The sequence below is a fragment of the Streptomyces pallidus (ex Mingjun et al. 2026) genome, assembly GCF_051550185.1.
Taxonomy (GTDB): Bacteria; Actinomycetota; Actinomycetes; order Streptomycetales; family Streptomycetaceae; genus Streptomyces.
Map to the genome: position 1 here is coordinate 283,773 of NZ_CP196182.1, position 26,267 is coordinate 310,039.

At 70.7% G+C, this 26,267-nt stretch carries 16 protein-coding genes; 6 read left to right on the forward strand and 10 right to left on the reverse strand.

All coding sequences use genetic code 11. The features are described 5' to 3' along the window. Window positions 1-368 precede the first annotated feature (368 nt). On the reverse strand, window positions 369-1,502 hold the full coding sequence (locus ACSHWO_RS36075; RefSeq protein ID WP_438319527.1) for a hypothetical protein: 1,134 nt from the start codon (window positions 1,500-1,502) through the stop codon (window positions 369-371). 243 nt (window positions 1,503-1,745) lie between these two features. Between ACSHWO_RS36075 and ACSHWO_RS36080 the strand changes: the two genes are divergently transcribed. After that, entirely contained in the window at window positions 1,746-2,027 is a 282-nt protein-coding gene (locus ACSHWO_RS36080; RefSeq protein WP_385835429.1) for a hypothetical protein, read from the forward strand. A 121-nt stretch (window positions 2,028-2,148) separates the two neighbouring features. On the opposite strand, the gene ACSHWO_RS36085 is transcribed toward ACSHWO_RS36080, so the two are convergent. The 6 genes from ACSHWO_RS36085 to ACSHWO_RS36110 all read right to left on the reverse strand — a co-directional run bounded on the left by ACSHWO_RS36085 (window position 2,149) and on the right by ACSHWO_RS36110 (window position 8,562). Continuing rightward, window positions 2,149-2,667 carry a TetR/AcrR family transcriptional regulator gene (locus ACSHWO_RS36085; protein ID WP_438319529.1) on the reverse strand — a complete coding sequence of 173 codons (519 nt, stop codon included), beginning with the start codon at window positions 2,665-2,667 and terminating at the stop codon, window positions 2,149-2,151. Window positions 2,668-2,706: 39 nt separating this feature from the next. Then, complete coding sequence (locus tag ACSHWO_RS36090) at window positions 2,707-4,155, reverse strand: MFS transporter (RefSeq protein ID WP_438319530.1); 1,449 nt, start codon at window positions 4,153-4,155, stop codon at window positions 2,707-2,709. 121 nt (window positions 4,156-4,276) lie between these two features. Then, entirely contained in the window at window positions 4,277-6,694 is a 2,418-nt protein-coding gene (locus tag ACSHWO_RS36095) for a helix-turn-helix domain-containing protein (RefSeq protein WP_438319531.1), read from the reverse strand. A 4-nt stretch (window positions 6,695-6,698) separates the two neighbouring features. Then, on the reverse strand, window positions 6,699-6,986 hold the full coding sequence (locus ACSHWO_RS36100; protein ID WP_404240029.1) for a hypothetical protein: 288 nt from the start codon (window positions 6,984-6,986) through the stop codon (window positions 6,699-6,701). 452 nt (window positions 6,987-7,438) lie between these two features. Next, window positions 7,439-7,684, reverse strand: coding sequence for a DUF397 domain-containing protein (locus ACSHWO_RS36105; RefSeq protein ID WP_385835456.1), 246 nt, complete (start codon window positions 7,682-7,684; stop codon window positions 7,439-7,441). Next, entirely contained in the window at window positions 7,681-8,562 is an 882-nt protein-coding gene (locus ACSHWO_RS36110; protein WP_438319532.1) for a helix-turn-helix domain-containing protein, read from the reverse strand. The genes ACSHWO_RS36105 and ACSHWO_RS36110 overlap by 4 nt, the downstream gene beginning before the upstream one ends. A 158-nt stretch (window positions 8,563-8,720) precedes the next feature. Between ACSHWO_RS36110 and ACSHWO_RS36115 the strand changes: the two genes are divergently transcribed. Next, on the forward strand, window positions 8,721-9,209 hold the full coding sequence (locus tag ACSHWO_RS36115; protein WP_438319533.1) for an ATP-binding protein: 489 nt from the start codon (window positions 8,721-8,723) through the stop codon (window positions 9,207-9,209). 285 nt (window positions 9,210-9,494) lie between these two features. Continuing rightward, a complete protein-coding gene (locus ACSHWO_RS36120) occupies window positions 9,495-10,022 on the forward strand; it encodes a hypothetical protein (protein ID WP_361094624.1) in 528 nt (175 codons plus the stop codon). Window positions 10,023-10,195: 173 nt separating this feature from the next. Here ACSHWO_RS36120 and ACSHWO_RS36125 read toward each other — a convergent pair whose 3' ends face one another. Next, window positions 10,196-11,386 carry a hypothetical protein gene (locus ACSHWO_RS36125; protein ID WP_438319534.1) on the reverse strand — a complete coding sequence of 397 codons (1,191 nt, stop codon included), beginning with the start codon at window positions 11,384-11,386 and terminating at the stop codon, window positions 10,196-10,198. A gap of 119 nt (window positions 11,387-11,505) precedes the next feature. On the opposite strand from ACSHWO_RS36125, the gene ACSHWO_RS36130 reads away from it, so the two are divergent. Both ACSHWO_RS36130 and ACSHWO_RS36135 read left to right on the forward strand, forming a co-directional pair. Continuing rightward, entirely contained in the window at window positions 11,506-11,841 is a 336-nt protein-coding gene (locus tag ACSHWO_RS36130; RefSeq protein WP_438319535.1) for a hypothetical protein, read from the forward strand. A 117-nt stretch (window positions 11,842-11,958) separates the two neighbouring features. Beyond that, window positions 11,959-13,251: a replication initiator gene (locus tag ACSHWO_RS36135; RefSeq protein ID WP_438319536.1), complete on the forward strand. Its 1,293-nt coding sequence runs from the start codon at window positions 11,959-11,961 to the stop codon at window positions 13,249-13,251. 65 nt (window positions 13,252-13,316) lie between these two features. Here the strand turns inward: ACSHWO_RS36135 and ACSHWO_RS36140 are convergent, their stop codons facing one another. Both ACSHWO_RS36140 and ACSHWO_RS36145 read right to left on the reverse strand, forming a co-directional pair. Then, window positions 13,317-14,222, reverse strand: coding sequence for a hypothetical protein (locus ACSHWO_RS36140; protein WP_438319537.1), 906 nt, complete (start codon window positions 14,220-14,222; stop codon window positions 13,317-13,319). 29 nt (window positions 14,223-14,251) lie between these two features. Further along, window positions 14,252-21,193, reverse strand: coding sequence for a polymorphic toxin-type HINT domain-containing protein (locus tag ACSHWO_RS36145; protein WP_438319538.1), 6,942 nt, complete (start codon window positions 21,191-21,193; stop codon window positions 14,252-14,254). A gap of 932 nt (window positions 21,194-22,125) precedes the next feature. On the opposite strand from ACSHWO_RS36145, the gene ACSHWO_RS36150 reads away from it, so the two are divergent. Continuing rightward, on the forward strand, window positions 22,126-26,214 hold the full coding sequence (locus ACSHWO_RS36150; RefSeq protein WP_438319539.1) for a ricin-type beta-trefoil lectin domain protein: 4,089 nt from the start codon (window positions 22,126-22,128) through the stop codon (window positions 26,212-26,214). Window positions 26,215-26,267: the final 53 nt, after the last annotated feature.

Genomic DNA, 26,267 nt, shown 5'->3' on the forward strand with positions numbered 1-26,267 from the left:
CGGCGCCGCCCACGGATCCGCGGGCGGGGACGCGGCGTGAGGAGATCCGGACGGGGAGGCCCCCTGACCCCGCGCCCCCTCCGGCCGCTCCCGCTCGGCGCCCCCGCCCGCCCCCGATATCTCCGCCACCCGAAACCCCTTCCTCTCCACGCCCCGCAGCCCCGACCCCACCGGCCGAGCCGCCCCGGCACCCTAATAGAACCCCACCCCGCCCTCCGGCCTGCCGGGGCATCGCGTGCTTCGACTGCCGGCGAGCGTTGTCGCCGCTGCCCTCGGCGTCACGACGGCCGCGGTCGTGACGCCGCCACGGCACCGCACACCCCGGCCGCCGCGCACCAGGCGGCCGGGGGTCCCGTTCAGGGCCGGCGTCAGAGGAGGTCCGGCTTCCAGAGGGTGCGGTCCGGGTAGACGTGCGCCGTGGGGGAGAGTTCGTACGAACCTCCGGTCGCGTCGGCCGGGACGACCCAGCCCACGCCCTGGTACGCGAACGGCACCGCTTCGCGGGGGACGGAGCACAGGCCCGGGTCCGTGATGACCGTCTTGCCCGCCGGGACGTCGACCGGCTGCGCGTTCGGTGCCATCGGGCACGGGTGGAAGACCTTGGCCTGCACGTACTGAACCCGGACCCGCACCCGGGCCGTCGTTGCCCCGTCCGCCTGGTTGGTGAGCTTGACGGCGAATGAGACCCGGCCCGCCTCGACCCGCGCGCAGACCCGCCACACCACGGCCTCCGGGCCGGGCAGCGGCTCGCCGCAGCGACTGTCCGGGCCCAGGGTGTTCTTCTCCAGCCCGGGTTGTTCGAGCGCGGGCGCAGAGCCACCGGGCCCGGTACTCCCGCTCGTACCCGTATCATCCGTACCCCGTTGCGCACGCGTGCGTACGGCTGCCGGGGTGGAGGTCGCCCCGGCGGTTCCCGGGTCGTCGTCCGGCCGTTCGGAGCCCAGGTAGGCGACGATACCCGCGGCCGCGACCGCCGCCGTGGCGGCCGCGACCAGCCGTGTCGTGCGCGGCCGGGAGGCCCACCGCCCGGGTACGGGGTCGACGGCGACGGGGACCGAGGCTTGCGCACCGGAGCGCTCGGCCGCGCCCGCGGTCGGTGCAGGCTCCGGCGCCGCGGCGGCGGGGAGCAGGTCTCCCCGCAGCTGTTCCTCTACGCGCTTGCGCCAGTCCCGTGGTCTGAGCTCCTCCAACTGCGCTTGCAGGTGGTCGATCCGGTCGGCGAGGCGGACCAGGCGCCGAGCCGACTCGCCGTCGAGGCCCAGCTCCCGGACGATGCTCTGCGTGGTGCCGACCCCGGGTAGTGCCGTGCCGCTCAGCCAGACCTGTTCCCGTCCCCGCAGCCACGAGGACACCCTCGGCGGTGGCGTCCCCAGCCGCCGCGCGAGCCAGTTCTGGTAGCGGTTTTGCCCGGCGAGCGCCTGCCTGACCGCCGCCGACCATTCGTCCAGTGCTCCGCCGAGCGCCCCGGCCAGCTCGATGAAGGACGGACGAGCACTCCCCAACGCGACCACACCCCTGCCGAATGTTCCACCGGACCACTGAAACCGCAGGTCGGGGCGGTGAAACGGAGGGTGCAGCATTTCACCGCACATACTGCCCCGCCTACCCCCGGACCCGCGGGCATTCTCGTTGCCGACGGCGCGACAGGCGCACCGCTCGGGCGCGGTTCACCCCGGGGAGCAGAAGAAACAAACCAGGAACGGCCCCCCGCGACGCCCCGGAACCACGACACAAGGAGCACGTCCATGCCCACCTGGCTGATCGTCATCGACGAGACGTTCACCCCTGACGGAGCCACCGGCCCGCAACGACAGGTCACCGTCAGCCCGTTGAGCGGCAACAAGCTCCGTGAGGAGGCCCAGCAGGAGCTGCTGAACCGTGCCAGGCGTTATGTCCCGGCCTCCTGGAAGAACCGGTCGCGGACGGTGGGCCGCGCCGCCGACGGCTCGTTCTGGATAGTCGCGAAGCACCCCACCCTCAAGGCCTCCTGCCACCTCACCCTCATCGAGCAGATCCCCCACAGCTGACCCGCCCCCGCCTCTGCCGCACCTCACTATCCGAGGGGGGTCTCCAGACCCGCGATCAGGGACTTCAGGCCGAAGGTGAAGGTGGCTTCCGGGGCCTCGTCGTATTCCGCGGACGTCGTGTTCAGGCGGCTCCGCAGGTGCGGGAGGCCGCTCGCGGCCTCGGCCGCCTTCGCCGTGGGGAGGCGGTGGCGGAGGCGCCGAGCGCGTTGCCGAGTACGTACGTGAACACGCTCGCCGCCGCCCGGTCGGCCGCCGCCCCGCTGAAGCCGGCCGCCTCGTACACCGCCAGGATGCGGTCGTCGTGGCGCGCCTTCCGGGGCCCGTAGAACAGGTGGGAGCCGAAGGCCTGGACGAGCCACGGGTGCCGGACGAGCATCGCGTGCAGGCTGAGGGCCATGCTCGTCGCGGCCGTGCGCCAGTCGACCGCGTCCAGGTCGGGGAGTTCGACCTCGTCCCACACCTGGTCGCCGACGAGCAGCAGCAGGTCGTCCTTGTTCTTGACGTGCCAGTAGACCGCCGTCGCCGCCGCGCCGAGCCGCTTGCCGAGGCTGCGCATGTTGAGGCCTTCCAGCCCCTCCTCGTCGAGCAGCTCGATCGCGGTGCGGATGATCTGGTCCTTGGTCAGGGTTTCGCGCGCCATGGGCGCACGACAGGCAACGACGCCTCTCCTGCACAAAGTTCAGGAACGGTCTCCGCCCGCCTTCGGCCCCGCCCCGCCCCGCGAAGCCCGTGCCACCACCAGCAGCACCACCCCGCACCCCGCCACCAGCCCCCACCCCGGGCGGGAAGCCGCCGCGATCGCCCCCGGACCGGCCGCCCCCGCGACCAGGCCCCCCGCCAGGGCGATGCCCACCGCCGCACCGACCTGCCGCGCGGCGGACGTCACCGCCCCCGCCACCCCGGCCCGCGCCTTCGGCAGACCGCCGACCGCGGTGTCCGTGAGCGGGGCGTTGGCGAAGCCGAACCCGATGCCGATCAGCAGGTACGCGGCCAGGAGCAGCAGGACGCTCGTGTCCTCGGCCAGCCCCACCAGGCACAGCCCGCCCGCCGCCATGAACGCCCCCGCCAGCACCAGCGGACGCCGCGGCCCCACCCGCCCCACCAGCCTGCCGGACCAGGGTGCGCACAGCGTCGCCCCCACCGCCATCGGCAGCGTCGCGAGCCCGGCCGCGAGCGGGGTCCAGCCGCGGCCCTGCTGCAGGTACAGCGTGGTGAGCAGCAGCGTCACGTTCAGCGCGACGAACACGGCCACCGCGCCCAGCACCGCCGCGGCGAACCCCCTCCGCCGGAACAGCCCGAGGTCCATCAACGGCTCCTCCCGCCGCAGCTCCACCCGTACGAACGCGGCCGTCGCCGCCGCGGCCACCGCGTACCCCGCCAGGGCCGGCGCCGAGGCCCACCCCATCCGCGGCCCCTCGATCAGCAGCCCGACCGAGACGCCCAGCGCCAGGGTCAGCAGCACCTGCCCGGGCAGGTCGACCCGCCGGGCCCGCTCCCCGCGCGACTCCGGTACGAACACGGCGACCAGGACGAGCGCGGCGGCGATCACCGGCACGTTGATCCAGAACACCGACCGCCAACCGAACGCCTCGACCAGCGCCCCGCCCGTCACCGGCCCCGCCGCCATGCTGAGCCCGAAGACGGACGCCCACACGCCGATCGCCCGCGCCCGCTCCCGCGGGTCGGGCATCGCGTTCACCACGATCGCCAGCGCCACCGGGCTCAGCATCGACGCCCCGACGCCCTGCACGGCGCGCGCCGCGACGAGGAAGCCGAGCGACGGGGCGAGCGCGCACACCACCGAGGCCACCCCGAAGACGACGAGCCCGCACCGGAACACCCGGCGCCGCCCGAAGCGGTCGGCGAGCGCGCCGGACGCGACGAGGAGGCCGGCCAGGATGATCGTGTAGGCGTCCACGACCCATTCCAGACTCCGGGTGTCCGCCCCGAGACCGCGGCCGATCACGGGCAGGCCGACGTTGACGATGGTGGTGTCGAGGCCGACGAGGAACATGCTCAGTGCGCAGACGGCCAACACCGTCCACCGCCTCCGCGCACTCAACTCGGGTGGGGCGGCCGCCACTCCAGCCGAAGCGTCAGGGGTGGAGCAGGTCGCCACGGTCTTCATGGGGGGGCCGCCTTCCGGTAGGGGAACAAGTGCCGCCCATGCTCGGACCGCGTGCCGTAACGGCCCAGGAAACTTGCCGGAACCGCAAAACCGCCGCCCCACCCCACGCTTGCTACTTCGGCTACCCCCGCCCCGCATCCCCCTCCGGCAGCCCCGGCGCGCCCCGGTACCAGCGGGCGACGGCCGGGTGCGTGAAGGACCACCCGCGCGGGCCGACGCGCAGGATGTCCGGGGTCGTGGCTTCGTGGAGCAGTCGCCGTACGACGCCCGGGTGGAGGTCCCACAGGGCGAACCGGGAGGCGAACGCGGCCCGCACCCAGTGCCCGTTCACGGTGATCCAGCAGAACACCGGTGGGAGGAAGCACAGGGTGAATCCGATACTGCCCGCCGACGACGCGAGGCCCGAGAACAGCAGGAGGAACAGCAGCGGGAAGAGCAGGTCGGCCAGCAGCCACCCGAGGTCCGCCTGCCGTACTGCTTGCTCGGCGGTCCACACGGCGATCCCGATCGGCAGCATGGCCAGCAGCAGCAGGGGCGAGTCCTCCGCCGCGGTGCCGCTGATCGGCAACGCGACAACCAGTGCCAGCCCGGCCGGGGCGGCCCGCAGCAGCCACTGTCCGGCGCGGCCGATGGGGTCCGCGCGGGACGCCCGCTCGTCCAGCCGGTGCCGCAGGTAGCCGTACCAGCCGAAACCGATCAGCGCCCCGACCACGAACCCGGCCACCCCCACGACCGGCTGGTTCGACGACGCGTACGCCCCCTGCACCGCGTCGGATTCGCCCACGTCGAGCAGGAACCACGACAGCAGGCCCAGCACCGCGGCCTGGATGCCGGCCCGCCGCCGGGTGGGACGGCGCCCCCGGTAGAGCACCCGCAGGTCGCCGACGGGCCCGCCCTCCTCGTGCTCGCGCCCGGCCAGCAGGTGCAGGGCCGCGTGGCGGCGCTGCTCGTGCAGCCGGCCCGGGTGGTGGCGGTACGGGGGGAGCGCGCCGAACAGGTGCTGCACCAGGCGGATCTCCAGCGACTCGACGGTCGCGTCCTCGGCGATCAGCTCGGCGGGGTCGGCCCGCCCGTCGGTGTAGAGCAGCCGGGCGGCGCAGGCCAGCATCGGGTCGGCGAGGACGGCGGCGGCCGGCGCGTCCGGCCGTGCGGCCAGCGCCTCCAGCACCGGCTCCCAGTCCTGCTCCTTGGCACGGGAACGGGAGCTGCGCTGGATCCAGCCGCGCAGCTCCCCGACGCCGACGGGACGCAGCCGTACCCCGGCGCTGCCCGCGATGACGGTGTCGGTCTTCTCCACCGCCTTCGCGAACTCGGCCCAGCCGCTGACCAGCACGAACGGCGCCTGCTCCGGCAGTCGGTTGAACAGGTGCAGGGCGCGCACCCGCTGACGCGGGTCCAGGCTGTCGAAGTCGTCGAGTATGGGCAGCAGGCGGTGCCGGCCGAGGAGGGTGCGGACGTCCTCGGTGGTGCAGTCGGTGAGCGCGTCCGCGATCCAGGCGAGCAGGCTGTCCGGGCCGTGCTCGGGCCGCCAGCCGCGCAGCGACACCAGTACGGGAACGGCGCCGCCGCCGGCACCGGCGCCACCGCCCCTACTGCCGTCGTCCGCGGTGAGCAGCCGCGTGCCGAGGTGGCGGGCGAGCTGCGTCTTGCCCGTGCCCCGGTCACCGAGGACGAGCAGCCGCGGCTGCCGGGCGAGCGCGAAGACCTCCGCGATCTGCTCGTAGCGCCCGCTGAGGTCGGCGGCGTCCGCGCCGGAGCCGGTGTCGGTGAAGTCGGGCCCCACGGTGGTGAAGCGGATCGGGATCGGCGCCGGGTGGGCGTTGACGCCCCAGGGCCGTCGGTCGGGGGCGAGGGTCCGCCAGGCGTCCCGTTCCAGCGGGCCGGGGAGGCCGCCGGCGACCGGGGCCGCGGCCGCGCCCGGGGTGCCGGAGGCGCCCGTCGTGCCCGGGGCACCGGTGCTGCTCGCGATGCCGGTGGTGCCTGCGGTGCTGGTGGTGCCTGCGGTGCTGGTGGTGCCTGCGGTGGCCGCGGTGTCGGTGGTGGCCGGCGGCCCGCCCGCCACCGACGGTACGCCGGACACCGCCCGGCCGTTGCCGGCAGCCCCCGGGCCCCCGCCGGGCCCGGCCACCCCGAGCGGCGAACCGGCGGCAGACGGGTCCGACCGCATGCCATCGGACGGCCCGTCGGCCGCCGGGAAGGGTGCCGGGGCCGGCGCGAGTCCCGGGGTGGGGCCGGGCAGGATGACCCGGGTGCCCTGGTGCTGCACGCGGGCCCGTTCGTGCCGGGCGCGCCAGAGATCCAGGTTGGCGTCCGCCTCACAGGCCAGTACCCACGCCTTGACGAGCTCCCAGCGCGGCAGGTCCCGCCCGGTCGTGGCCGCGCTGAGCGCGCCCTTGCTCCAGTGCGTGGCGGCGGACAGTTCGTCGAGGGTCAGTCCGGCCGCGGCACGGAGCCCGCGCAGTTCCCGCGCGAGCTCCGCCAGGGCCGGGACGGTGGGGTCGACGGGCCGCTGCGGCCGCCCTTGCCGTCCCGTAGCCATGCCGCTACCAGCCGGCCCGTACGCCGGAGCCCGAACCGGGACCGGCCGGGCCCCCGCGCTCGCCGGAGCCCGGCCCGTCACCGGTGATCCGGCGGGCGAGCTCCAGCGCGGTGGTGGTGACCATGACGATCACCGCGAGCGAGGTCCCCGGGGCCTGCCCCAGCCCCCCGAGGACGGCGGTGACCAGGGCCACCACCACGATGACGACGACCTTGACGACGAGGACGGGGGACGGGCGCCGCCCCCACGCCCATGGAAGAAGGGAGGTACCGGAAGCCACGGACATCACCACGACGACGACTCCTTCGAGAACGACGGTCCGGATACGCACAGCCAACGCGCCTGCGCGGTACCGCAGTTGGCGCTACGGTCCGCTCGCGGTCGGCTTTCCGACCTGCGGGCGCCCCTCCACCATGCCCGAGCCCCCGCCCCCGCAACACTGGCCCGCAAAAAGCCCAGAATTCCGGCATGTCCTGCGATATGGCGTCAGTGCGAACAATCCCCGCCGCCTCACGCCCGGTCGTGAACAAATCCCCGCCCGGTACGTCCTCCCAGCTCAGAGCAGCGTGCCCCGCCGCGGGCGTTCACGAAGAACGGACCGCACTGAACAACCCTCCGGCCGCGCATACTGCCCTTGGGGCGGATCCCTGAAGATTCGCACCACCCGCGCGGGAGCCGACGGTCCGGATCCACGCCGCCCGGCGGGGGCCGTTGGCGCGGCCCCCGCCTCCAACAGTGTCTGGATCAGGCTGCGGGCGCGTACGCGACGAACCCGGCCCATGCGGTGGGGGAGAGGCTGAGCTGCGGGCCGTTCCGGTCCTTGGAGTCCCGGACGTGGACCGCGGAGGGGCAGGTGGCGACTTCCACACAGTCGTCGCCGTCGCCGCTGCTGTAGCTGGACTTGTGCCAGGTGAGGGCGACTTCGACGCAGTCACCGGACCCGCTGCTGCTGTAGCTGCTCTTGAACCAGGCCAGTCGTTCCGTGCTCATAGCGCTCCTCGGATCTCCCTCAACAGGCCCGCGGAGTCCTCCAGGGAGAGGGCCTGTGCCCGCATCCTGGCATACCGCCGCTGGAGGACGCTGACCTCCTTCGGGTCGGAGATGAGCACGCCGCTGCGCTGCCCTTCGCTGTACGCGAACCACCGCGCTTCCCGGGTCTCCAGCAACCGCATCGGTCCGTGCAGCCCTGCATGCGACGGCCGCTCCAGCGGCATCACCTGGATTTCGATGTTCCGCAGATCCCCGACCTCCAACACGTGGTCGATGAGCTCACGGGTCACCTCCACCCCTCCCGTCTTCCGGCGGAACTGGTGCTCCTCCAGGATGAACCCGAACGTCGTGTTCGGACGTCCCCTCAGCAGCCGCTGCCGCTTCGCCCGCGCCGTCCACTGGGCCTCGATCTGGGCGTCGCTGAGTGGTGGAAGCTGGTCCACGAACAGCGTGCGCGCGTACGACTCCGGCTGCAAGAGGCCCGGAACCATGCGGCACTCGTACGTGTACAACGTCACCGCCTGCAACTCCAGCTGAGCCCAACGCCGGAACCAGCTGGCCAACCCCGGCTGGCGGGACAGATGGCGGGCCGCCCGCCGCAGTGCGCCCGTGTTGCCGAGGGCGTCCTCCGCCCGCTCGACGAAGTCCTCGTCCGGCATGCGCCGGCCCTGCTCGACCGAGGCCACCGTGTGCTTCGAGAAGCGGACGCGCTCCCCGAACTCCTGCCGGCTCAGCCTCGCGTGCTCCCGCAGGGCCTGGACGACCGCGCCGAACGTGCGCAGGCTGTCCGACGCCTCCGGTTCCCCACCGGAGGGGCCGCGGCCGCGCGTCCCCCTGCTGCCCGTACCGCCGCCCTCGTCCGTCTTCTTGTAGGCCATCCCGGGCCACCTCCCGCGCACGTACTTCCGTAACGCTCCCGACCCCATCCATGCTCACGCTCAGTGACGCGTACTGTCCACCCTCGGTGCGCGTACGCTGACCGAGCGTACGCGCCGCGGCCCTGGTGAACGCCGAATCCCGCCGCCACATTGGGGACATGACGCCACCCCCTGCACAGCGGACCCGGGAGACGCCGGTGACCGTACGTGTGTTCTCCCAGCAGTTCAGCTCCACCCCGCGCGGCGCCCGGCTCGCCCGCTGCCTCGCCCTCCACGAACTGCACGCCTGGGGCGTTCCGCCCGGCAGCGACACCTCCGACGCCGCAGCCCTCGTACTGGCCGAGCTCACGGCGAACGCCGTCACCCACGGCCGGGTGCCCGGCCGGAACTTCGAACTCGTGGTGTCCCTCACCGCGGACGTACTCCGCATCGAGGTCTCCGACACCCGCGGCGAGTGCCGCCCCCCGGCGCCGGCCCTGCGCTCGGGACCGGGTACGGGACCGGGTACGGGTCCTGCGCGCCCCGACCCGCTCGCCGACACAGGCCGCGGTCTCCTCCTCGTACAGGCCGTGGCCACCCGCTGGGAGGTCCGCGACCGCCCACCCGTGGGCAAGACCATCGCCGCCGAACTGGCCCTGCGGACCTGAACCGCCCCGTCCCGGCAGAGAGCCGACGGACCGTCATCGGCATGGCTGGGAGGCTCTCCTGACGGACGGCTGCCTCACCCTGCTGACCGGCGAGGGCGGATACGTCCGGGCGCTCTTGCGTCGGGCCCGGCGCGAGCGGGCCCGACTCCGGGCACGTTCCCGTCCACGGTTAGGGGCCGCTTTGAGACAGATCTGTGAAGTGGAACATCCCCGTCCACTGTTAGGGTGACGTGCGCTCGTCAAGACCGGGCGCTTATCCATTGCCATCTCAACGGGGGTTGAAACGTGAAGCTTCGCCATGTCCGCGCCGTCGCCGTCTTCGGTATCGCCGTCTTCGCACTGACCGGAGCCCGCGGTTCCCACGGCGCGAGCTGCGGTGGCGGCCACGGCTCCAGCTCGCACTCCAGCAGCTCGGGCAGCTCCGGCAGCACCAGCGGCGGCAGCACCACCACGGGCGGCAGCAACGACAGCAGCACCAGCACCTCGGGGGGCACCTCCGTCCCGAACGGTTCCAGCCGCGACAAGGCGGAGCGGGACATCCGGATCGACGGGTGCAAGCTGGAGGGCAAGAACCTGGTGGCCCGCCTCACCGTCACCAACAGCGCTCCGCTGGACTACACGTACGACATCACCATGAAGTTCCGCGGGGACGCCACCTCGAACGCCAACCTGGCCCTGGCCAAGGTGACCGGCCTCAAGGTCGCGAAGAGCGCGTCCGCCAAGGCCGAGGCCACCACGCCGTACACCGGCAAGGGCGACGGCAGCGAGTACAAGGAGTGCGTGGTCGTCACCGCGTCGAAGTCCGCGTTCTGACCCACCCTTTCCGGGTCCTCCCGAGCCCTGCCCGGGGGCGTGCCGTAGCTACGGCACACCCCCGGGCAGGGCCTTTCGCATTCGCATGGCGAAGGGCCCGTCCCCCTGCCCTTTCGACCGCGTACGGTCGGGTCGGGCAGCGGAGCGGGCCCCGTTCGGCACCGGCCCGCGGGCTACCGCCCGCCGTCCGCCTCACCGCTCTCCGGCGACGCGGCCGGCCCCGCGGTCGCGGCCGGCCCAGGCGCCGGAGCCGACCCAGGAGCCGGAGCCGGGCCGGTGGCCAGGTCGGCGAGGATCGCCTCGGCGAGTCCCTCGCGCCGGATCCGCTGGTCGACGTACAGCAGGGAGCCCACCAACTGCGTGAACCCGATCTGGAACATCTGCCCGGTGGCGCCGCCGAACATCACGAGCAGGAACGCGAACCCCAGCCCGGCGATCAACCCGGCCGTCGGGCCGCCGTCCTCCGGCAGCCCGGTCATGGCCGGGACCAGCGCGAACGTGCCGACGAGGTTGAACGGCAGCTGCATCGCCCACCCGATCGCCCCCGCGATCATGCCGCCGAGGAGGGTGATGCCGAAGATCCGCCACCAGGCCCCCCGGACCAGTGCGGTCGAGCGGCGCAGCGCGGCGACCGGACCCAAACCCTCCAGCACCACGACGGCCGAGGCCAGACCGAAGCGGGTGCTGAGCCAGACGGTCACCGGCAGGGCGGCCAGGATCAGCAGCGGGATCAGGACGATGGCCGCGGGCGCGTCGCCGTCGGCCGAGACGGCCGCAGCGATCGTCACCGGAATCCCCACCCCCAGCGCCGCGATCATCGGGGCGCCGGCGATCAGGCCGGCCAGCAGCGTCGCGCCGGCCACCGCGGGAGCCCGCCGGACGGAGGCGCGCCACACCGTCCGGAACGTGGTCGGGCGGCCCGTCACCGCCTCCTTCAGCACCGTCGGGCAGAGCGCGGCGAGCACCGCCGTGCCGAACACCCCCACCACGAGCAGCACGACGAACAGCACCGCGGCCGCGACGACCAGCGGCACGACGTCCTCCGAGGCGGGGTCCTCGCCGAACGGCGGGTCGAAGACGGGCTCGAAATGCTCGAACACCGAAGCCACCGCGATGCCCACCGCAAGGCCCATGACCGGCAGGACGATGGCCAGCACGGCCAGCATGACCCCGGCCAGCTGCTTCCAGTGGCCCCGAATGGTCGCGAACGCCCCGCCGAGTATCTCCCCGAGCTCCAGCGGGCGCAGGGGTATCACCCCCGGCTGCGGTGCCGCCGGCGGCGGATACCCCCACTGCGGGCCCCCGCCCCAGCCGCCCCCGTACTGCTGTCCCGGGCCGTGCCCCTGCCCGCTGTTCTGTGTCATGCCCCTGCTCCGTACCTAGGCCCCCGACGAAAGCCACAACATAACCCGCCAGGTCAACAGCCCAGCAGCCCCAGCCCGTCCTCTCCCGAACGCGCGCGTGCAGGAGACGGGCCTTCGGAGTGCGGCTGTGGCTGCTCACCCAGAAGCCCTCCGCCGACGTGCTCACCACTGCCGTGCGCACCAATCTGTCCGCCCGGATCTGCCACCGCGTCGACACCGTCGAGGACTTCCTGCACCTCTTCACCGACGGCCGGGAACTGGACATCACCGCCGCCGACCGCACCATGCCCCAGGGCGTCTCGATCGCCTCCGTCGGCGACATGCGCACCCCTTTCCGGCTGCGCTCGGTCTGTCTGCCCACCGAAGCCTGCTGGCAGATCAACGACCCGATGTGCGCCGAAGGGTTCAAGGTCCGCGACCTGCCCGACCGCGTCGACCTGGACAAGGCCGCGTGACCGCCGCCTCCTGGTCCCGCTTCGCAGTGATCCCCGGCAAGGGCGGGTAGTCGCCAAACCCTCGCCCCTGCCGGGGCCTCACACGTGTGTGTCGCAGTGCAGAGAGGTCCCGCCAGCATGCCACCGCACGAGCCCACTGCCACAATCTCCTGCCCCGAACCGGACAGGGACGCGCTGCCCACGTTCACCGGGTACCGGAACCTGCTCGGCCTGATACGACAGCTGTCCTCGCTCGGCGGCTGCGCCCAGCCCATCCGACTCGAAGGCCAGCGCACCGAGATCGACGCCTCCACCGGCGAGATCCTCCGCGAACTGAAGTCCAAAGAGCTGCCCGCCGGGCACCTGCTGGTCCGCTGTGGCAACCGCCGCGCCACCCGCTGCCCCTCCTGCGCCGAGCTCTACCGCCAGGACACCTACCACCTCATCGCCGCCGGCCTGCGCGGCGGCAAGAACATCCCCGACCAGATCGCCGCCCACCCCCGCGTCTTCGCCACCCTCAACGCCCCCTCGTACGGACCCGTCCACGGCCGACGCGTCAACGGCTCCGCCCGCTGCCGCTGCGGACGCACCCACACCAAAGGCGACCCGCTCCTCGGCACCCCGCTCGACCCCGAGTGGTACGACTACACCGGCGCCGTGCTGTGGAACGCCCACGCACCCGCCCTGTGGGCCCGCTTCATGCTCCACCTGCGCCGCACCATCGCCGCCACAGCCGGACTCCCGCAGCGCCTGCTCCACAAGATCGTCCGCGTCTCGTACGCCAAGGTCGCCGAGTACCAGCAGCGCGGACTGATCCACTTCCACGCCGTGATCCGCCTCGACGGCCCCACAGGCCCCTACACACCACCACCCGCGTGGGCCCCACCCGAACTCCTCGCCGACGCCATCCGGATCACCACCGGAACGGCCAGCATCCGACGCTCGCTCCAACGCACCCGCACGGGCGGTCTTACCCACCTGCCCACCAAGACCCGGGCGTCCGAGCGCCGCATCGCTCTGCCAACCGAGTGCTGCCACTCCCTCAAGGAGCACAGGGAACGGCAGAACAAGGAACGCGAGACGGCAGCGTCAGCCTGGAGGGACAGCGGCCTGGTCTTCACCACGCCGACCGGCGGCCCTCTCGACCCGGCCAACCTCACGCGCCGCTTCGGCAGCTTCCTTGGCCGTACCGGACTCCGACGCATCCGCTTTCACGACCTGCGTCATTCGACCGCGACCCTGCTCCTGGAGCAGGGCGTCGACCTCGTCGTGATCAAGGAGCTGTTGGGTCACGCCCACATCGGCGTCACCGCTGGCGTCTACGCCCACGTCCGACTCCGGCTCCAACGCCAGGCCATCGACACCCTGAACGCTGCCCTCAGCCCGGACGAGGACGCAACCGATGCGCCCGCTTCGGCAATCGTCCACTGACGTTGCCGTCACCGCTGCCGTCAACCGACACGGAGGGGGTCAGCATGATGGTCTCGCCCCCTCCGCTACTCATTCCTGAGCGCAAACTGAGCGCCTTCACTGGAGCAGAAGTCCACCAACTGCCTACAGAAGGCTCGGCTCCGGTCAAGGTCTCTAGAAGACAGACTCTCGAACTCCGCAAGCCCCGCAGCATCATCGAACCATGCTCTGTCTTCTTCCAGGGAGAGGCCGCCCGATACGTCAACTCCGAGCGAACGTTCCAGAAGGAAGAGGGCATCAAACAGCCGCTCCGTGGCGTAGGCCATGGAATCCACCGAGCCATCACTAACCCCACGCCCTCCGGACTCAATAGCCACCATCAGAATGCGCCTCAGCTCTAGCCCCCGAGATCGACCATGGTCAGCCCTGACGGAAAGCCGTGAGCCCAGCTCGGAGAAATACTCGGAGAGAACGGGACTCTCATGCGAATCCCGCAGGATAGAGAGCAGATGCTCAGCCCGACTCGATCGCCCCGCCATTTCACTCAACAAAGGTTCGGAGCGAATCAATGAAAGCCAGACCCATGCCTCCCTAATGGAGGCTGGGATCCGCTCCACCAACTCTCGCCTCTGCCGCATAAATTCCGGAAGGACGGCTCTGGGGTACTCTCCGATCGTCCAAAGCCTTGAGACCTGCTCGTCAACGATTCTCCAAGCCACCGATGCCGCCCCCAGCCTGACAGGGCCTGGCATCTCCTTAGGGCACATGCACGTCATGCTCAGCTCGCGCGGGCCCAAGACGTGAAGATCGAAAGACATGTCGCCTGGCAGGTGATGCAGGTTGACCTGATCCGCCAGCAGGCCGTCCGGAAGGTCGCCGAGCGTGCGAATCTCCCACTTGGTCCGGACGAGCCCAGACCTGTCAGGCGTGCCCAGCGGCCAGGATGCGACATTCATTTGGACTGCATCGAAGCTGTTCCAGTCGAAATTCATGAACACATCCTGACCGCTTAGATACGCTTCTAGAGGCGCACGTCGTGAATCTTACGCAGGAACGGCATTGCGCCTGGCCCGAATATTATCTCTTCAGGCATCCCCTCACCTGTGACTCTTGTGGTGATATGCCCCTCACTCACCAGTCGATCATAGGTGCATTTGCACATTTGGAACACGAGAACTGCGGCCCCCTTCTGTTTTCCACCGTTCCGGGCCACACCCCACTGTGCCGCCGTACTGAAGTTCGGGTCAGCTCCTCCCGAGACCCTGTAGCTGAACAGGTTTCCTGGCTGTCCTACGGCGCCACCGCTTGAAGCGGCTCTCGCTGCGTCGCTGCTTAGACCGTTGGCCGCAATATCATCGGCATGTGATGCAGTCGTTCCGTGCGCAAATTCAAGCTGCTCGCCACAGTTGTGGACGAGGACCGGAGTGGCACCCGCCAGCACATAGTACGTGTGGAAGTCGTTGACGGTGAGGTTGTGGGTGGTGACGGCATAGGGGTAGTTGCGCTTGCTCTTGACGGTGAGGGTGGTGCCGTCGGGGCGGCGGAGTTGGTCGCCCGCATTGAACTCGCCCGCGTCGACCCACTGGCGGCGGGTCTCGTTCCAGTGCGGGTGGTGGAAGGTGGAGGTGAGCTGGGCCGGCGGGGCCCTGGGGTTGGAATCGTCGGTGAGGGTGAGGTCCGTGAACTCCTTGTCGTCGGGGGTGGTGATGGTGGCCGTCACCTGCTGCGGACGGGTCTCGCCCGTCTGGGGGTCAGTGGCGAGGACGGTGTCGCCGACGCGGACGTCCTGGATCTCCTTGGTCATGCCGTCGGCCATCTGGACGCGGGTGCCCGTCGGGAAGCTGTTCCGCTTGACCTTGCATCCCGTTCCTGCGCTCGACTCACCGCCTCCGCTGCTGTGGGATTCGGCGGAGCCGGCGTTCACCTCCGTGTCGGATGTCTCGCGTGTGGCTTTGGCTTCCGTTCCGGCGCTGTCGGTGGCTGTTTCCTTGCCGGCTTTCTCGGATGCCGACTGGGCTGCTTTGGCCTCGGCGTCGCGGGCCTCCTTGGCCGCCGATTTGGCCCGGGTCATCGCATCGGACGCGCGGGAGACCCCCCGTTCGGCTTCGTGGATGGCGTCGTAGGCCTTGTTGACCTCCTTGTAGATCTTGAAGGCCTTGATGCCGACCTTGATGGCCTTGGCGATCTTGCCCCACGGGACGGCGCCCAGGGCCGTGTTGATGCAGGCCATGACGTCGCCCTTGGTGAAGCAGTCGCGGGCGTCGTTGTAGCCGATCAGGTCGCCGATGAGGTTGACGACCTCGTGGATGAGGTGGTCGCGCCTCTTCTTGGCCTTGTCGAGCGATGCGTTGGCCTGCCGCAGATCCCGGCCAGCGCTCGAGACCTCGTCGTCCTCCCAGAGAGGGGGACTCACATACTCTTCCGATTCGCTGCACCCGCTGGTGCAGGACGGCGTCTTGAGCATGAGCCCGCTGGGGTCGGACGCGTTGACAGGGCTGTTGTTTGCGTAGGCGTAGGCGTTCCACTGCTGGGGGTCGCCGGCGCTGATGAGCGGGTCGGGGCTGATGAAGCGGCCCGTTGTCGGGTCGTATTCGCGGGCTCCGAGGAGGGTGAAGCCGGTGGACTTCTCCTTGGTGCCTCCGACGAAGCCCTTGTCGCCCGCCCAACTGTCCGGGGCCGGCGGGGTGCCGCGGTCGTTGCCGAAGGGGTCGGAGGCCCGGCGGATGTGGGCGAGGTCCGTGGCCTTGAACTGGACGCCGCCCGTGCCGTGGTGGTCGGAGCCCTGGTAGCTGAGGTCGGACTCGCCGCCGGTGGTGGTGCGGGTGACCGACAGGCCGCCCGGGGCCGCGTAGGTGCGGACGTTGGTGACCTTGCCGGTGGTGGTGTTGAGGGTGATCTGGTCGGTGCCGAGGTTGAGGGTGGTGCTGTCCGGGTCGCGGCGGATGAGCTGGTTACCGCCCATGTCGTAGAGGTAGCTGGTGCTGCCCTTCTCGCCGGTTCCGGTGATCTTGTCGAGCTTGCCCTGGTCGTTCCAGGTCAGGGTCCGGGTGCCGGGGGTGTCGGTGACGGAGGCGGTGTTGCCGCCTGCGTCGTATGTGTAGGAGGTGACCTTGGTGCCTGCCGGGCCGGTTTCCGTCGAGGTCATCAGGGCGTGCGGACCGCCCGTGCCGCCGCCCGTTCTCGGGTCGGCGGAGGGGGTGTTCTGACGGCCGCCGAAGGTCTGGGTGACCGTCGTGTCCTTGGCCGCGTCGCCCGTGACGTCCTTGCGGACCAGCTTCTTGCGGTTGCCGATCAGGTCGTACTCGTACTGCTGCCAGTACGGTGCCGGGCCGCCCACGCTGGGCTTGCCCGCGGCGTCGACCGCCGGGCCGTTCGCGTTGGCGCAGCCGCCGATGCCGCGGACGCTCGGTTGCGGGGCGGTGGTCTGGGCGCCCGTGTCGGTCCAGGCCTGGGTCAGGCGGCCCAGGTAGTCGTGGGTGAAGCACTGCAGGTCGCGCTTGGCGCCGTCCTGCGTGTTGCCGATCGAGGTCAGCTGCCCCACCTGGTTGTAGGTGTAGTCGACGACGTCGACGCTGGCCCTGGCCGCGGTCTGCTTGTCGAGCGTCGAGCGGATGGGGCGGCCGGTCGCGATGTCGTAGTCGAGCGTTGAGACGACCTGCAGGCCGCTCTCACCGACCGTCGTACGGATCGGCTGGCCGTACGCGTCGAAGAGCACGCGTGCGACGTAAGGGGTCCGGCCCCCCGCGATGCTGCCGTCGAGCGTGGAGAGGTTGCCGGAACCGTCCGTGCCGATGGCCAGGGACTCGACGCCGAGCCCTGCCTTCGGAATGGCCGGCAGGTCCGACCGCACCAGCTGCCCGTAAGCGTCGTAGGTGTTCTTCGTCTCGTAGACGCCGGCCAAGTCCTTCTCGACCGGAGGGATCGTCACCTTGGTGCCGAGGGGGCGGTAGCCGCCGTCGTAGCCAGTGACTTCGGTGACATAGGCGCTGCCGCCTGCCCCGCCGATGTAACGGGTGCTCGTGGCGGGCTTGCCCACGGCTTTGGTGTCGTAGGTGAAGCCGCCCACCTGCTTGGCCGGGCTGACGGCCTTGCCCTCGTACGTGGCCACGGTGCGGCCGAGGAGGTCGACGACGGTGGTGGCGCTCTTGCCCCTGCCGTCGGTGACGGTGGTGAGGTTCTTGCTGTCGTCGTAGACGGTGGTGCTGGTACCGGAGTCCGGGTCGGTGGCCTTCACCACCCGGCCGAGGAGGTCGTAGGCGAAGGTCCACTCGTTGCCCGCGGCGTCCTTGCGCCGGAGCTCCTTGCCCTGGGCATTGCGCTCGTACGTCGTCTCGTCGTACGCCCCGGTGGGAGTGTTCGACTTGTACTGACGCAGGTGTGAGGTGGTGCCGTTGCTGATCGTCGCCGTCGCGCGGCCGCCGTTAGGCGGGATGGTACGGGTCTCGTCAGCGCCGGGGTACTCCGTCTTCGTGCGCCACTGCTCCACGCCGTACGACTGGAAGACGGAGGCCGTGGTCCGGCCCAGGCCGTCGAAGACGGAGATGGTCTGCGCCGGGATCTTGCTGTCGGGCTGGACGCCGCCATTCGGGAGGAACAGCGCCCCTGAGGGGGCAGCCTCGTCGTTGTAGTACGGAGCGCTCGTCTTGACCTGGCGACCATGGGAATCGAACAGGGAATCGGTGACCAAGCGGCCCTTAGCCCCTGACACCGTGTTCGCCTGCGTCTGACGGATCCGGCCGAGGCCGTCGTAGATCGTGTAGCTCGTGGTGTAGGTCTGCTTGTTGCCCATGAGCGCCTGGCTCAGGACGCTGGACGGCGCGTTGGTGCCGTTCATCGCGTACGAGTACTTGCGTACGGGCAGGGCGTCCTTCGCGCGCTCCTGGCCGGGTTGCCAGATGGACGTGACACGGCCGAAGGCGTCGTATTCGCGTTCGGCGACGTGCTTGTTCTCGTCCGTGGTCTTCAGCGGCAGCGAACGGCCGGCGTCGAGGGTCGTGGTCGTCTTCCAGCCCAGCGGGTTGGTGTGGGTGACCTCGGTGGGCAGGCTGCCGGTGGCCGGCTTGTACTCGGTCGAGGTCACCGCCCCGTCGGGATGGGCGGCGTCCTTGCGGACCTTGTTGGTGTTGCTGGTGACGCGGCCGTACGCGTCGTACGTGGAAGTGGAGTTGAGGCGGTAGACCGGTTTGCCCGCGTCGTCGTACTTCTCCAGGACCGCGGTGCCCGTCTGGTCGCCAGTCGCGCCGGCCTGCTTGACGGGCTGGTTGTCGAAGTAGCTGAGGGTGTCGCCGACCGTGTTAGCGGTGGTCGCGGCCTGGCCGCAGGCGCCCGAGAGGACGAGGGTGCGGGATATCAGCTCGGTCTGGGCGCCTCCGGGGCCGGCCGCGTACTCGAACTCGGTGCACAGCCGCTGCTCCGGGCGGGACAGGTCCTGCTTGTCGTCGACCCGGAGCGGGCGCGACAGGAGCGTGTCGTCGTACTCGGAGGTGCGCTCACTGGTGCGCCAGCTGCCGTCCGCCAGCTTGGCCCGGCTAGTGACCTTGGCCGTGTTCTGGGCGCGGGCGGTGATGGCGGGCATGCCGCCGGACTGGGCGCGGGTGGCTGTGATGTTCTTGCCGAGCCAGGGGGTGGTGACCTCGTCGGCGATGACGGTTCCGCCGTCGCGGTCGTAGGTCTCGGTCTGGAGGACCCGGCCGGACAGGACCTCCTCGTCCTTCGTGCTGCCGCCGTGCGCATCGGTGAGGGTGACGCTGCGCTTGCCGCCGTCGGCGAGGGCGTCACCGTCCATGCCGCGCAGGTACGTGGCCACGCTCTTGGTGCGCGGGGCCTCGGCGGCGTTGCCGTTGCCCGTGCGGGTGGTGACCGTGGCGAAGCCGCGGAACTGGTCCCAGGTGCGGGTCTTGGGGTCGGTGAACTCGGAGTCGTTGCGGTGCCAGGCGATGCCGCCGCCGTACTCGTAGTCGGTCACGGTGGTGACCTGGCCGGCGACCATGTCCTGCTGGGTGACCGACTGGACGACGACCTTGTGGAACCAGTCGTTGACGGGGTCCTCGTAGGACTGCCTGGGCAGGTACCACTTGACCGGCATGCAGGCCATCGTGTTGCCGTCCTCGGAGGACGGCATCGTGCCCTTGACCCGGGAGCACTCCGGCGCCTTGTACACGACGTTGATCAGGCCGCCGGTCTCGGTGGTGATCTTCTGGATGCGCGGCCGGTTGTAGCGGGGCGCCGACGCTTCCGTGCCATCGGGGCGCTTGACCACGCCGTCGACGCGGTTGGCGATCTGAAGCGGCTCGAACGAGACCAGCGGAAGCTTCAGCTCCCTCTGGCCGTTGGAGGCACGACGCTCGATCGAGTCCAGCCAGAGGGTCGGCGACGAGCCGTCGCCCGGGTCCTGGAAGGACTGGTTGAGGAGGTAGGAGTCGACCCGGCGGTAGCCGGTCCCGGCCAGCACCTCCGTGTTGATCCTGGCGAGGCGCTTGGTGGTGAAGTACGTCGGCGAAAGGTTCAGGCACTGGCCGGTGGCTGCGCATTCCTGGTCGACGGGGGTGTCGGGCCAGGATTTCGCGTTGACCTTGGTGCGCTGGGCAGGGTCGCAGGTGATGGCGCCGGTTGCGAAGCAGCGCTCCGTGGTGTCGAACAGGATCTGGGCGGCGGGCTTCGCCGCGCCCTTGGCCGCGATCTGCTCGGGCAGGCGCTGGCCGTAGCCGATCCAGGTCGGGTAGCTGCCGCGCTGGTAGCGGGTCGGGCTGCCGTCGCCGTTGTTCTGGCCGCCGCCGCGCCCGTAGTGGTTGTCCTCCTGCTCGTAGCGGTAGCTGGTCAGGTTCTGGTGCGGGTCCACGACGTAGTCGAGGTTCCACTGCCAGCCGAGCTGCTGCCACGTGCCGTTGGCGGGGGTGTCGGCGCCGAGGCACTTGTCCCGGCCGCTGTTGAAGTAGACCGGTACGGTCGAGACCGACTTGGCCTCGGGGTCCGTGCCGTCACCGCCGGGGAGGCGGTTGGAGCCGAAGTAGTACTGGGTGCCGTCGGTGGTGGTGACCTTGAACGCCTCGCCCTTCCAGGCCGAGTTGCGCTGCCCGGTGAGCCGCTCGACCTTCGTGCCGTCGTCGTTCTGCAGGCGGTAGACGCAGGTGGCGTCGTCGCGGACGATCTGCCCGGAGTGCCCGGCGAGGTTCAGGGCGAGGATGTCCCCGGCCCAGCACTCGTCGCCCGAGTCCTTGACACCCGCGTCCTTGCACCCCTTGTACGAGCGCGAGACCGAGCCGGGGCTCCAGTCCCAGCCCTCGCCGATGGGTCCGGCCTGCGCGTTCGTCGACGCCGTGCGCCCGTCCACCGAGGACGAGTCGTAGCCGAGGGATACGCCCGGGCCGGCGCCGGCGATGCCGTTGGGCACCTCGACGGTGTAGCCGTAGGTGAAGTTCGCGGCATTGGCCCCGGCCTGCCAGGAGGCGGACGGCTGCAGCGGGGTGGCCGTGTAGTCACCGCTGGCGCCCTGCGGGCCCGCTTCGACGGCGATGGCCACGTCCTGCGGGGCGAGCACCTGCGGGGCCACCGGTGCCGACCTGGAGCCGCCGGGCTGTCCCTTGACTGCGGAGGCAGACGCCGCGGGGGTCCCGCGCACGTCGACCTGGGCGACGAGGCGCCCGGAGGCGTCCCGGCGCGAGTTCAGGGGCGTGCGCGTGGTGCATCCGGGGGCGCTGGGGGTGGTCAGGGCACAGGTGGGCAGCTGAACCAAGGCGGCGCGGTCGGCCCAGTTGGCGCCGGCGGCCTTGGCCCAGGTGGAGATGTCGAGTCCGAACTCGATCTTGCCCGCCGGAACGGCTCCCGGGGCGCTGCTGACGGCGACGAGTGCGCCGTTGACGCCGGCCGCACGGGTCTTGGCCGGGTCCTTTACCTCGACGCGCAGCGTCGCGTCCTGGCCGGAATCGGTTGCCGAGCCCCCGATGGCCTGACTAGAAAAGGACACCGGGCGATTCGCGCCATTTACAGATGTAATCCAGACGGGAAGTTCTCCGGCCTGAATCGCCCCCGCTCCCGAAACTCCACGAGTATTGCCCTTTGAATCAACGGCAACCGTCGACACTCCGGCGGGAAGCTTCTTGTTCGGATCTGGCGTCCATTTTCGGCCAGACGGCGAAGATTTGGCCGCACGTTTCGCGTCAGAGCCCTTGACCGGTTTTACATCCGGCAGTGGCGTATTCGGCGGAACCCACACTTCGGGCGGCTTCTCCGCCGCCTCGACCACGGGAAGCCCCAGGCTGGAGAAGAGCACAGCGCATGCGGCCACGAACGCGACACGAGAGCGTCCAGGGCGCGAGCGCACAAAGAACCCACGTCTATGAGACAACCGATCCCCCCACAGGACACAGAAGAACGTGAACTCCGGGCAGACGGATCCCAGAGGGAACGCACGTTACGGAGCACGCGTTCGATTTGGCAGCGGAGCTTTACATTCCCCCGACGTGACTCATGTCACCCCTTGGACATACAGGGGGCTCCATACCTAAAACGGACCGCCAAATCTTGAATATCGTTGACACCATTTCAGTCGCGAAGGGAAAGTGCTGCTGACTTCTGTCCGTCTCACAGCTCAGGGGGGCAATGCACGTGAGGCCGTCATTCCTTGCACCGCGAACGCCAGGAACTCCGCGGACACCACGGCCGCCGGGACACAGACGAGGCGCCCTGCGCATCGCGCTTCTTCCCATCGCCGGGGCAACCGTTCTCTCCCTCGGCGCAGGCCTGATCGCGGCTCCGCCCGCCGCGGCCGGCGCCGGCCCCCGCGGTCACGGACCGGCGCAACGCACCTGGCCCGCTCCTCCGCCCAAGCCCGCCCCGAGCGCCCAGGAAAACGCCGTCACGAAGGCCCTCGCCGAGGCCAAGAGCAGCGGAAAGCGGGTGGCGATCGCCGAGCTGACGGCGGCGGACCGGCAGACCTTCGCCAACCCGAGCGGCACGCTCAGCACCGACACCAGTGCCGTACCGGAGCGCGTCAAGGGCCAGGACGGCACGTGGCGCACGCTCGACGCGACACTGCGCGCCGCCGCGGACGGCACCGTCGTGCCCACCGCGGTTTCCTCGAAACTCAGCTTCTCCGGCGGTGGTCCGGGCCCCATGGCCGCGATGACGACCGGCGACGGCAAGAAGGTGGCCTTCAAGGCCCCGTTCACGCTCCCCGAGCCCACCCTCATCGGTGACAGCGCCCTCTACCGGAACGTGCTGCCGGACGTGGACCTGCGGCTGACCGCCGACCGGCAGGGCGGCTGGAGCCAGGTCCTGATCGTGCGCACGGCGCAGGCCGCCGCCAACCCGGCCGTCCGCAAGCTCCGGCTCGACGTCGAGGCCGACGGGCTGGCCGTCAGCAGCGACGCTGCGGGCAACCTCGAGGTCAAGGACACCAGCGGTCGGACCCGCTTCACCAGCCCGACCTCCTTCATGTGGGACTCCGCCGGCGCCCAGGCCTCCGCCGGCTCCGCCCAGCGCATGGGCAAGTCGGCCGGCGCCGACACCCCGCAGGTCTCGCGCGCCTCCGAAGAACCGCCCGCCCCGTCCAGCGCGGACGGCCCGGGCGCCGGGGCGGCGGTGAAGCCCGTCCGGACGACAGCCGACGCCAAGGGGATCGAACTGGTCCCCGATGCCGAGCTGCTGAGCAAGGGCACCGGTCCCTGGTACATCGACCCGGGGTGGAACCCCACGCTCGACAACGGCAACCAGGCCTGGGCGCAGGTCCAGGAGGCCTACCCCGACACGAACGAGTTCAACGGCACGGAGCACGGCCAGGACAAGCCTGCCACCGGCTACTGCGGCTACAACATCGGCAACCCGCCCTGCACCGGCATCGGCCGTACCCGCGCCTACTTCCAGATCGGCGTCGACTCCCGCCTCTACAACACCGAGGTCATCGGCGCGACGTTCTCCGCGACCGTGATCTCCTCCTCCAGCCCCACCACCGCCACGCCGATGGGCCTGTACGCCACCAGCGCCATCGGCAACCCGACCAGCTGGAACCGGCAGCCCTGTGGCACCCGCTCCACGATGCAGGGCTGCAACAAGGCCGGGCACACCAACATGTCGGGCACCGGCCAGATCGACTTCAACGTCACCGACCTGGTGAAGAACGCCATCCGGTACCAGTGGCCCACGATCACCGTCGGTCTCGCGCCCGACGACGAGTACAACAAGTACCACCGGCAGCGCTACGAGAACACCCCACACATCACCGTCGAGTACGACATCACGCCCACCGTGTGGTGGCCCCGCACCCGGCCCACTCCCGGCTTCGCCTACTCAGGCTCGTACGCCGACTGCCGCACTCCCGGCACCGCGAACCCCTGGGACGACCCGGGCTGGGTGGGTGCCAACAACAACATCACGCTCACCACCTCCAGGTACTCGGCCACGAAGCGCCAGCTGTGGACGGCCTTCATGTACTGGGACGACGACAACGGCAAGACGTACTCCGCCGAGACCGGCTGGAACAGCGACTACGGCGACGTCACCGTCGACGTCGGCCCGCTGGTCGACGGCCACCAGTACGGCTGGGCCGCCCGCACCACGGACGGAACGCTGACCAGCGCCGACACGGAGTGGTGCTTCTTCCGCGTCGACCGCACCCCGCCCACCGCGGCCGTCACCTCCACCGACTTCCCCGCCTCGGGGACCCTCGACGCGCACCCCAAGCGCGTGGGCGAGGAAGGCACCTTCACCCTCAGCGGCACCGACCCCGTCCCGCCCGGCGGCGGCCGCAGCTCGGGTCCGGCCTGCGCCCGCTGGACGACCGACCCCGTGAAGGCGGCGGCCGTCAACTGGAAGTGCACCGACACCGACACGGGCATCGTCAGGCTCACCGAAGGCAAGGCGGCCATCAAGCTCACCCCGCAGCAGTGGGGCACGAACTTCCTCTACTTCCAGACGCAGGACAACGCGGGCAACCTGTCGCAGCCCGTCGCCTACAGCTTCTACGTCCCGTCCAACCCGAACAGCCCGGCGCCGATCTTCGGTGACGTCACGGGCGACCGGAAGGCCGACATCCTGCTGCCGGACAGCTCGGGCGCACTGCGCGTGATCGGGGCTGACGCCGACCCTGCCACGGCGCCCAAGGCCGGCATCGAATCCGCGCCCGGCGGGAACGGCTGGAACGCCGTTCAGTTCAGCCACCGCGGCAGTCCCGGCTGGGCCCTCGTCGACGACCTGTTCGCCCATGCACCAGCGAGCCCACTGCTCTCCTTGTACCGCAACGACGGCATCGAAGGCCGCTTCGACAGCCAGGACGTCATCCCCGTGACGAAGCCGACCGGCTGCGCCACGGTCGCAAACGCGCCGATCGACTGCTCCACCCACGGCTACGGCCCGGATTGGTCCAAGGTCACCCAGATCGCCGCTCTCGGTTCCGTCACAGGAGACTCCGACGCCAAGCCGAACGCCCTGCCCCGCACCTCTCTGCTCTTTGTGGAGAAGGGCAGGCTGTGGTTGGCCTTGGCAGGGGCCGGCAACCAGCTGGACGCCCGCGCGATCCTTCTTTCCTCCAACGACACCCGCTGGGACGGCTACGACCTGATCGCCCCCGGCCGCGCCCAGGGGACGGATTTCCCCACACTGTGGGCCCGGTCCAAGGCCGACGGCACACTGCACGCCTTCTCCGTCAAGGGCACCAGGCAGGCGCCCGACCTCACCGGCTTCACCGACCCAGCCGCCGGCCCGATCTCCGGCAAGGTCGACCCGATGATCTACCCGCGGGTCGGCTCCGACGGGGATCTGAACGGGGATGGCATACCGGACCTGTGGGCCGTTGACACCAACCGGCAGCTCGTCGCATTCAACGGGACGGGCACCGCGCCCAACGGCACCACTGCCCCCCACCCGACCGTCACCGGCATCGACCCGGCCACCGTCACCCTCGGCAACCTCAACCTTCCCACCGGCCGGTGGACACTGACCGGCCAGGACGGTGCCACCACCCCCGACTCCGTCGGCACGAACCACGCGACGGCGACGGGAAACGTGAAGATCGCCGGTCCCGAGACCGTCGGCGGCCGTGCCACCACGTACGCGGCCTTCGACGGCAAGCAGTCGCCCGCTACGCTCACCGCCGTTCGCCCGGCCGTCGACACGCGCAAGAGCTTCACCCTCAGCACGTGGGCCAAGGCCGACGCCGACGGCGGTGTCATCGCGAGCCAGGACGGCCACCGCGCCAGCACCTTCATCCTCTACTCCGACCGCCATTCCGCCCGCTGGCAGTTCGCCCTGGCCTCGGCCGACGACGACGGCTGGCCCTTCGACTACACCGACACCACCACCGACGCGGCCCGGTTCACGCCCGACGCGTGGACCCAGCTGACCGCCGTCTACGATGCCGGCACCGGCCGCATGAGCCTGTACGTCAACGGTGTCCTCGCGGCCAGCGGCGTCCACCGGGCCGCCGCGAGCCCGGCGCCGAGCGGGCCGCTCGTACTGGGCCGCTTCAAGGCGGACGGAGTCGCCCAGGACCACCTCAAGCAGGGCGGCATCAGCAACTTCGCCATCTACCCGTACGCCGCCGCCCCCACCGCGCCGGGCGCCACCGGCCCGATCTCCCTGACGGCCTCGGCCGGTAACTGCGTCGACAACGACTTCGACCGGGCCGAGGACGGCAACAGGATCCAGATCTCCTCCTGCAACGGCACCGATGCCCAGAAGTTCCAGATCCGGGGCGACGGGACCATCCGGACCCACGGCATGTGCCTCAACGCGGCCAACGCGGGCATCGTGAACAGCACCCCCATCGAACTCCGAACCTGCGACAGCGGCGCACCGAGCCAGCGGTTCCTGCCGCGGGCGGACGGCAGCCTCCACCACCCCGCCTCCGGGCGCTGCCTCGACCTCGGCAACTTCGACACCAATCCGGGCAGGCAGCTGTGGCTGTTCGACTGCAACCGCAGCCCCGCCCAGCGGTGGACCGCCCCCACCCTGAGCACGGCCCCGCTGCCCGTCCCCGTTTCCGTCCCGTAACCACATCCGCATGTACGTAGGGGCTGTTCCCTCGCACATCGCGAGGGAACAGC

Excerpts from the sequence above, each read along its gene's own strand:
- ACSHWO_RS36135 (WP_438319536.1), top strand. The coding sequence starts at position 11,959 with ATGCCACCGCACGAGCCCACTGCCACAATCTCCTGCCCCGAACCGGAC.
- ACSHWO_RS36095 (WP_438319531.1), bottom strand. The coding sequence starts at position 6,694 with ATGGCTACGGGACGGCAAGGGCGGCCGCAGCGGCCCGTCGACCCCACC.
- ACSHWO_RS36105 (WP_385835456.1), bottom strand. The coding sequence starts at position 7,684 with ATGAGCACGGAACGACTGGCCTGGTTCAAGAGCAGCTACAGCAGCAGC.
- ACSHWO_RS36125 (WP_438319534.1), bottom strand. The coding sequence starts at position 11,386 with ATGACACAGAACAGCGGGCAGGGGCACGGCCCGGGACAGCAGTACGGG.
- ACSHWO_RS36140 (WP_438319537.1), bottom strand. The coding sequence starts at position 14,222 with ATGAATTTCGACTGGAACAGCTTCGATGCAGTCCAAATGAATGTCGCA.
- ACSHWO_RS36115 (WP_438319533.1), top strand. The coding sequence starts at position 8,721 with ATGACGCCACCCCCTGCACAGCGGACCCGGGAGACGCCGGTGACCGTA.
- ACSHWO_RS36090 (WP_438319530.1), bottom strand. The coding sequence starts at position 4,155 with ATGAAGACCGTGGCGACCTGCTCCACCCCTGACGCTTCGGCTGGAGTG.
- ACSHWO_RS36085 (WP_438319529.1), bottom strand. The coding sequence starts at position 2,667 with ATGGCGCGCGAAACCCTGACCAAGGACCAGATCATCCGCACCGCGATC.
- ACSHWO_RS36080 (WP_385835429.1), top strand. The coding sequence starts at position 1,746 with ATGCCCACCTGGCTGATCGTCATCGACGAGACGTTCACCCCTGACGGA.
- ACSHWO_RS36110 (WP_438319532.1), bottom strand. The coding sequence starts at position 8,562 with ATGGCCTACAAGAAGACGGACGAGGGCGGCGGTACGGGCAGCAGGGGG.